Here is a 7,399-nt window from a genome sequence, read left to right on the forward strand (position 1 = left end):
AGGTCAGAACCTACATGCCGATCTATGCAGCCTACGGTTCCAACATGCACCCCGAGCAGATGGCGGAGCGTGCGCCGCACTCCCCGATGTCGGGTACCGGGTGGCTGCACGGCTGGCGGCTGACCTTCGGCGGCGGGGACATCGGCTGGGAGGGTTCGCTCGCGACCGTCGCCGAGGACCGGGACGACCCGGCGGCGAAGGTGTTCGTGGTGCTCTACGACGTCACCACCGAGGACGAGGCCAACCTGGACCGCTGGGAGGGTTCCGAACTCGGCATCCACCGCAAGATCCGCACCCGCGTGCGGACCACCGACGGTGGTGTCCTGGCCTGGCTGTACGTGCTCGACGCCTTCGAAGGCGGCCTGCCGTCGGCGCGCTACCTCGGGGTGATGGCGGAGGCCGCCGAGATCGCGGGCGCGCCCGCCGACTACGTGCAGGACCTGCGGCTGCGGGAATCCCGCAATGTCGGGCCCGGACCCGGCCCGATAGAGCCCTGAGACCGCCCCTATCGGTGGTTGAGCAGGTCGTCCTCGCGCAGCGAGGCCGCCCGTCCGTCGAAACCTCTCTGCTTGCGCTCCAAGGTGGGCACAGCGGAGGTGGTGACGTTCGGTAGTCGGCCGACAGAGGTTTCGACACGACTCCTCGCTCCGCTCCTCGTCGGCTCAACCACCGTAAAGGGGTGCGAGGCCGCCCGTCCGTCGAAACCTCTCTGCTTGCGCTCCAAGGTGGGCACAGCGGAGGTGGTGACGTTCGGTAGTCGAGCGGCAGAGGTTTCGACACGACTCCTCGTCGGCTCAACCACCGTGAACGCGGCACCCCTCGAGTCACATTCGGTGGTTGAGCAGGTCGCCCTCGCGAAACGAGACCGCCCGGCCGTCGAAACCCGATGAGCCTGCTGGTGGTTTCGCTCACTCCCCGGGGGTGAAGCCCAGGACCACTCCGGCCAGCGTCCGCACTCCGATGTCCAGGGCGCGTTCGTCGATGTCGAACGTCGGCTGATGCAGGTCCAGCTGGGGGCCCAGTCCGTCCCACACGCCGAGGCGCGCCATCGCGCCCGGCACGTGTTCGAGGAACCAGGAGAAATCCTCACCACCGGGTGACTGCGGGGTGTCGGCCACCGCACTGGGGCCGATCGCGGCGACCGCACGGGTGAGCATCTCCACCGACGTCGCGTCGTTGATCACCGGCGGCACCCCGCGGAAGTACGAGAGATCGTGCGAGACCCGAAGGGGCGCCAGCAGTTCGCCGATCACGCTGCGCACCAACGATTCCAGCTCCGCCCACACCTCATGTTCACCGGTGCGGACGGTGCCCTTGAGATGCCCCTCCTGCGGGATGGCGTTCGGCGCGTTGCCGGCATGCGCTGCGCCCCAGGCCATCACGGTGCCCGAGCGCGGGTCGATGCGGCGCGACAGCACCCCGGGTAGGCCGGTGATGACCGCACCCATCGCGTAGACGACGTCGCCGGTCAGATGCGGACGCGAGGTGTGCCCGCCGGGGGAACGCAGTTGCAGGTCGATGTGGTCGGCGGCCGAGGTCAGCGCTCCCTCGCGCAGTCCGACCGAACCGACCGGGAGCCGAGGATCACAGTGCAGGGCGAAGATCCGGCCGACTCCCTCGGTGACCCCGGCGGCGATGGCGTCGAGCGCGCCTCCGGGCATGACCTCCTCGGCCGCCTGGAACACCAGTCGGACCCCGACCGGCAACCGGTCGGCCACCGACGACAACACCGACGCGGTACCCAGCAGGATCGCGGTGTGGGCGTCGTGCCCGCACGAGTGGGAGACCCCGTCGACGGTGGAGCTGAACGACCGGCCGGTGTGTTCGGTGATCGGGAGCGCGTCCATGTCGGCGCGCAACGCGATCCGCGGGCCGCTCGTGGGCCCCAGATCGCACACGACCCCCGTGCCCAGCGGCAGCCGCCGCGGCGTGAGCCCGAGGGCGGTGAGTTCGGCCAACACCAGTTCGGTGGTCGCGACCTCCTGTCGGGACAACTCCGGATACGCGTGTATCCGTCGTCGCCAGCCGACCAGCTGGTCGCGATGGGTGGCCAACCAGACGTCGAGAATCTGTCCGGCATCGGCCCCGATCCCGGTGTCCGCCATCGGTTCAGTCCTTTTCATTCGAGATGTGCCGTCCCCACGGGTGTCGGTGAGTCCGGCTCAGGGGGTGTGCCCGGCCGCCGTCAGAGCAGACTCGGCGGCGTCGGTACGGCGAGGTCGGCCAGCAACGGTAGGCGCAACCCCTGCTTGATCAGCGACTGCGCCGGTCCGGCCAGGGGGGCCCGCTCGGTACCGATCGCGGTGGCCCGGGCCAGCAACTCGTCGGCGCCAACGGCCTCGTCGACGATCCCGGCGGCGACGGCATCGGTGGCGGAGTAGCGACGGCTGGTGAGCATGGCCTCGGTGGCGGTGCGGTCGCTCAGGCGGGTACGGATCAGCGACGCCATGCCACGGGTGAACGGCATCGACAGTGCCGCCTCCGGCAGCGACCAGAACCCACGTTCGGTGCGCATCACGACGTGGTCGGCGCACAGGGCGAGCATGGCGCCCGCCCCGAAGGCATGTCCGTTGATCGCGGTGATCGTCGGGACCGGCAGGGTCAGGATCTTGGTGTAGAGGGCGTGCACCCGGTCGAGGTAGGCCGGCAGCTCGGCCGCGTGGGCGGCGATGAAGTCGGTGTCGAGCCCGTTGCTGAAGAACTTGCCGGTCGCGGTGATCACGAGGGCCTTGGCGCCGTCGGCGACGGCCGTGTCGAGCAGGGACTCGACCTGCTCGATCCACTCGAGACGGAAACGGTTCTCCGGGTTGGCCTCGTCGAGTTCGGACCCGGGTGCGCCGAGGAACAGCTCGGCGACGTCAGCGACCGTGGGCTGCGCACTGAGAAATGGCATGAGGTGACCTTATCCCCTGCCCCATCGACCGGTGGTGGTCGATGGCCGGCGGCGAGGCGCGTGGCGGATCGGCAAACACCCACGAGCCGTACTCGGCACACTAGGGTTGCGATCATGGATCCCACCGTCGACGCCGACGCCGCGGCCATCGCCGCGGCCGCCACGATCGCCTCCCATACCGATGCTGCCGGCCACGATGTCGCGGTGGTCCTCGGGTCGGGGTGGGCACCGGCCGCCGATGCCTTCGGCGCCGCCACCGCCACGATGCCGATGACGTCGATCCCGGGGTTCACCCCGCCGTCGGCGTCGGGTCACGGTGGTTCGGTCCGCTCGGTGCACATCGGGGATCGTCGGGTTCTGCTGATGCTCGGGCGGATCCACGCCTACGAGGGCCATCACCTCGCCCGGGTGGTGCACCCGGTGCGGACCGCTGCGGCGGCGGGCGTGCACACGGTGGTCTTGACCAACGCCGCAGGCGGTCTGCGCGACGGTATGCGCGTGGGGCAGCCGGTGCTGATCGCCGACCACCTCAACCTCACCGCCCGCTCCCCGCTGACCGGGGCACACTTCGTCGATCTGGTGGACGCCTACTCGCCGCGGCTGCGGGCGATCGCCCGCGGTATCGATCCGTCGCTGGAGGAGGGCGTCTACGCGGGACTGCCCGGCCCGCACTACGAGACACCCGCCGAGATCCGGATGTTGCGGACGATCGGCGCCGACCTGGTCGGCATGTCGACGGTGCACGAGACGATCGCGGCACGGGCCGCCGGCCTGGACGTGCTCGGGGTGTCGTTGGTGACCAACCTCGCCGCCGGGATCACCGGCGAGCCCCTCGACCATGCCGAGGTGCTCGAGGTGGGCCGCACATCGGCGACGCGGATGGGGGAACTGCTCGCGACGATCGTGGGGGAACTGTGAGATGAGCTATCCGCCCGGACCACCGCAGGGATACGGCTACCCGGCGCCACCGCCCCAACAGCCACCGCCCCAACAGCCACCGCGCTCACCGTGGTCGTCGCCGGTCGTGCTGGTGGCGATCGCGATCGGGCTGCTGGTCGTGATCGGCGCCGGGATCGCGGCATGGGCGCTGACCCGCACCGGTTCCGACTCGGATTCGGCCACCGCGACGACGTCGACGCCGTCCACCTCGACGTCGACGTTCACCAGCACCGTCACCCAGACCCAGGGCGGTGCACCGATCCCCACCCAGACGCAGACCACGTCGCATCCGTCGGTGACCGTGTCCGGCGCCGACTGGCAGGGATTCCTGAGCGGCCCGCGCTGCAACGCCGCCGACGATCCCGCCGTCGCGATCGGCCAGACCACCCGCTCGCGCGTGGTGATCTGCCAGGTCGGCACCCAGACCGGACGGTGGTACTACAAGGGCCTCGCCGAGGGCGACACCATCGAGATCGGCTACCCGCAGCAGGTCGGCAACAGCTTTGTGGCGCAGAATGGTTCGACCACCTACACGGTCTCGCCGAGCTCCCTGGTCATCACTCAGGACGGTTCGACGCTGGCCGACGAGACCATGCTGCAGTACTGGTCCCTGACCTGACCGGTATCGCCAGCCAACCGACGGAGGAACTCCCGGCCGATGTGTGCCCATCTCGCGGATTCACCGGTGCTCGACGCCGCCCATCTCGACGTGATCCGGTCCGGACGCGCCCTGCTGCACGATGTCGGCCTGACCGTGCATCCCGGTGAACACTGGGCACTGCTCGGCCCGAACGGCGCCGGGAAGTCGACATTGATGGCGATCCTCGGTGCGCGCGCCCATCCCACCACCGGGGTCGTCGACGTCCTCGGCAAACGACTCGGCCGCGTGGACATGCGGGAATTGCGAACCCACATCGGGCATGTCGATCCGCGCTGGCGGATCGACGTCCCGATCACCGCCCACGACGTGGTGCTGACCGGGCTGACCAACACCCCCGAACTCGACCGCCGGCACGCCTACACCGACGCCGAGCACACCCGTGCCGACGACCTGCTGGAGATGCTCGGGATGACCGGGCGACGCGGGTCGGTGTGGCCGGTGATGAGTCAGGGTGAGCGCGGCCGCACCCTGATCGCGCGCGCACTGATGCCGGAGCCGGCGCTGCTGCTGCTCGACGAGCCGGCCACCGGGCTCGATCTGGCGGCGCGCGAGAAGTTGCTGTCGGCGATCGATCGGCTGCGTGCCGATGTGCCCGGACTCGCGAGCGTGCTGGTCACCCATCACCTCGAGGACCTGCCGGCGAGCACCACCCATGCGATGCTCCTGCGCGAGGGCGAGGTGGTGGCCGCCGGCGAGGTCGATCAGACCCTGACGTCGACGACGATCAGCGCCTGTTTCGACCATGCGGTCAGCGTGCGCCGCCACGACGGCCGCTGGTCGGCGGTGGCCGCCTGAGTGACCGGTTCGGCCCGATGAGACGTGCGGCCGGTGTGATCAGCGCGGCCCGAACTGACGGTCGCCGGCATCCCCGAGACCCGGCACGATGTAGGACGCCTCGTTCAGTCCCTCGTCCACCGCACCGACGAACAGTCGCACCGGGTGTCCCGACTTCTCCAGTGCTGCAACACCTTCCGGTGCAGCAACCACACACAGCACGGTGATGTCCGTGGCGCCGCGCGCCACCAGTAGGTCAAGGGTGTGCAGCATCGACCCGCCGGTGGCCAGCATGGGATCGAGGACGAACACCGGCTGTCCGGCCAGGTCGTCGGGCAGCGATTCCAGGTAGGGCACAGGCTGCGCGGTGGCCTCGTCGCGGGCCACGCCGACGAAGCCGACGAACGCCTCGGGCACCATCGCGTGGGCCTGCTCGACCATGCCGAGACCCGCGCGCAGCACCGGCACGAACAGCGGTGGCGCGGCCAGCCGGGTGCCGGCGCAGTCCTTGATCGGGGTCTCGATGCCGACGACGTCGACCGGGGCGTCGGCGAGCGCCTCGTAGACCAGCATCTGGGTGAGATCCGACAGTGCCGCACGGAAGGCCGCGTTGCCGGTGTGCTTGTCGCGCATCGTGGTCAGTCGTGCCGCCGCGAGTGGGTGGTCGACGAGGTGTACCTGCATGGCCTACAGACCTTAGTGCGCCGCCACCCCGACGGCCCGCCGCATGGCCAGGTGATCGCGATGGACCCGTGACGGATATCTCGGTCACGGGAACCCGGGTGCTCGCCGCTGCGTCCAAGTTCCCATGACCCAGCACCCGACCACCGCTTCCGGGACCGACACATCGGGGACGGCCGTCTCCCCCGACGCCCTGAACACCTACGCCGGCCGGCAGTCACTGGCCGCCCATCGCGTGGGCGCCCACGCCGGCGCCGTCGACGTCGGACCGCTCACGATGACGTTCGGGGTGATCGGTGCGGAATACCTCGCCGCGCTCGGCGAGCTGCTCGGGTCCCGCCGCCGTCGACTCTCCGACGTCACCGCCCGGCACACCCGGATCGGCACCGAGACCACCACCGCCGCGAACTCGTACGTCGCCGCCGATACCGGGGCGGCTCGCACGGTGGCCCGGACGGACACACCCGACACCGAGGTGTCGGCCTGATGTCCGCCGTCGATCTGCTGATCGTGCCGCTGCGGATTCTGCTGACCGCACTGGGAACGGGGATGTTGCCCGGCGACGATCCGGTCACCGCACTGCGCACCCTGGCCCCGGATCTCGAGGCGGCCCGTGACGACGCACTCGCCGCGAGCGCCGCCGTCGCCCACGAGTGGTCGGGCGACGGTGGTGACGCGGCCGTCGACACGGCCCGGCGCACCGCGGCACTGACCACCTCGATCACCGACGACGACCCGCAGATCGTGGCCCTCACCGAGACCGCGGCCGGGCGCATCCGGGTGGCGGCCGAACGACTCGACGAGTTGGTCGACGAGTTCACACGGGTCGCGAACTCCCTGGGTCCCGATGTGTTCACCCCGGCGGGTCTGACCGCGCTGGTTCCCGTCGCGGTCGGACTGATCGGCCGGGGGGTGGAGGTGGTCGACCGCACCCGAGGCGAGCTGTCCGGCGACACCGCGGCGCTGATGGCACTGGGCCACAACGAGGCTCCCGTGGCCGTGCCGGCGTCCACATCGACGCGCGGACCGGGGGCGGTGCCCCGCGGCGAGGGTGTGGCGATCACCCTCCCGGACGGTTCGGTGGCCTACGCCCCGAACGAGCGGGCGGCCACCGCCGTGCGTGCCGCGCTGGGCCAGCAGGGCGTGCCCTATGTATGGGGCGGCACCACCCCTGCCGGTTTCGACTGCAGCGGGCTGACCCAGTGGGCCTACCGGCAGGCCGGCGTGGAGCTGCCGCGGCTGGCACAGGATCAGGACACCGCCGGGACACCGGTCGCCCAGGGCGACCTGATGCCCGGCGATCTGGCGGTGTGGGACGGCCATGTGGCGATGTACATCGGGAACCAGCAGCTGGTGGAGGCCGGATGTGCGAGCATGTGCATATGCGCGCCATCATCTACACCCGCGTCTCCAACGACCACAGCGGACGCTCGACCAGCACCGATGACCAA

At 70.4% G+C, this 7,399-nt stretch carries 9 protein-coding genes; 6 read left to right on the forward strand and 3 right to left on the reverse strand.

From position 1 onward, the window contains the following. The first annotated feature begins 14 nt into the window (after positions 1-14). Positions 15-497: a gamma-glutamylcyclotransferase gene (locus tag ACWDUA_RS23520; protein ID WP_449753439.1), complete on the forward strand. Its 483-nt coding sequence runs from the start codon at positions 15-17 to the stop codon at positions 495-497. A 411-nt stretch (positions 498-908) separates the two neighbouring features. Here ACWDUA_RS23520 and ACWDUA_RS23525 read toward each other — a convergent pair whose 3' ends face one another. Further along, on the reverse strand, positions 909-2,105 hold the full coding sequence (locus ACWDUA_RS23525; RefSeq protein WP_449753440.1) for an amidohydrolase: 1,197 nt from the start codon (positions 2,103-2,105) through the stop codon (positions 909-911). 80 nt (positions 2,106-2,185) lie between these two features. Beyond that, the gene (locus tag ACWDUA_RS23530) at positions 2,186-2,893 is read right to left on the reverse strand and encodes an enoyl-CoA hydratase/isomerase family protein (RefSeq protein ID WP_449753441.1); all 708 of its coding nucleotides are present in this window, start codon (positions 2,891-2,893) and stop codon (positions 2,186-2,188) included. A gap of 114 nt (positions 2,894-3,007) precedes the next feature. Between ACWDUA_RS23530 and ACWDUA_RS23535 the strand changes: the two genes are divergently transcribed. From ACWDUA_RS23535 to ACWDUA_RS23545, 3 genes are read left to right on the forward strand one after another with little or no spacing between them, the layout of a single operon-like run. Continuing rightward, positions 3,008-3,811: a purine-nucleoside phosphorylase gene (locus tag ACWDUA_RS23535; protein WP_449753442.1), complete on the forward strand. Its 804-nt coding sequence runs from the start codon at positions 3,008-3,010 to the stop codon at positions 3,809-3,811. 1 nt (position 3,812) lies between these two features. Continuing rightward, entirely contained in the window at positions 3,813-4,451 is a 639-nt protein-coding gene (locus ACWDUA_RS23540; protein ID WP_449753443.1) for a hypothetical protein, read from the forward strand. A 39-nt stretch (positions 4,452-4,490) separates the two neighbouring features. Continuing rightward, positions 4,491-5,288, forward strand: coding sequence for an ABC transporter ATP-binding protein (locus tag ACWDUA_RS23545; RefSeq protein WP_449753444.1), 798 nt, complete (start codon positions 4,491-4,493; stop codon positions 5,286-5,288). Between the two features lie 39 nt (positions 5,289-5,327). Here ACWDUA_RS23545 and upp read toward each other — a convergent pair whose 3' ends face one another. Then, positions 5,328-5,951, reverse strand: coding sequence for a uracil phosphoribosyltransferase (gene upp / locus ACWDUA_RS23550; RefSeq protein ID WP_449753445.1), 624 nt, complete (start codon positions 5,949-5,951; stop codon positions 5,328-5,330). A 124-nt stretch (positions 5,952-6,075) separates the two neighbouring features. On the opposite strand from upp, the gene ACWDUA_RS23555 reads away from it, so the two are divergent. Both ACWDUA_RS23555 and ACWDUA_RS23560 read left to right on the forward strand, forming a co-directional pair. Next, positions 6,076-6,435, forward strand: coding sequence for a type VII secretion target (locus ACWDUA_RS23555; protein WP_449753446.1), 360 nt, complete (start codon positions 6,076-6,078; stop codon positions 6,433-6,435). Next, positions 6,435-7,399: C40 family peptidase (locus ACWDUA_RS23560; RefSeq protein ID WP_449753447.1), on the forward strand; the 965-nt coding region annotated here is incomplete at its 3' end. The genes ACWDUA_RS23555 and ACWDUA_RS23560, both read left to right, overlap by 1 nt.

The sequence above is a fragment of the Gordonia sp. NPDC003376 genome (assembly GCF_053589235.1).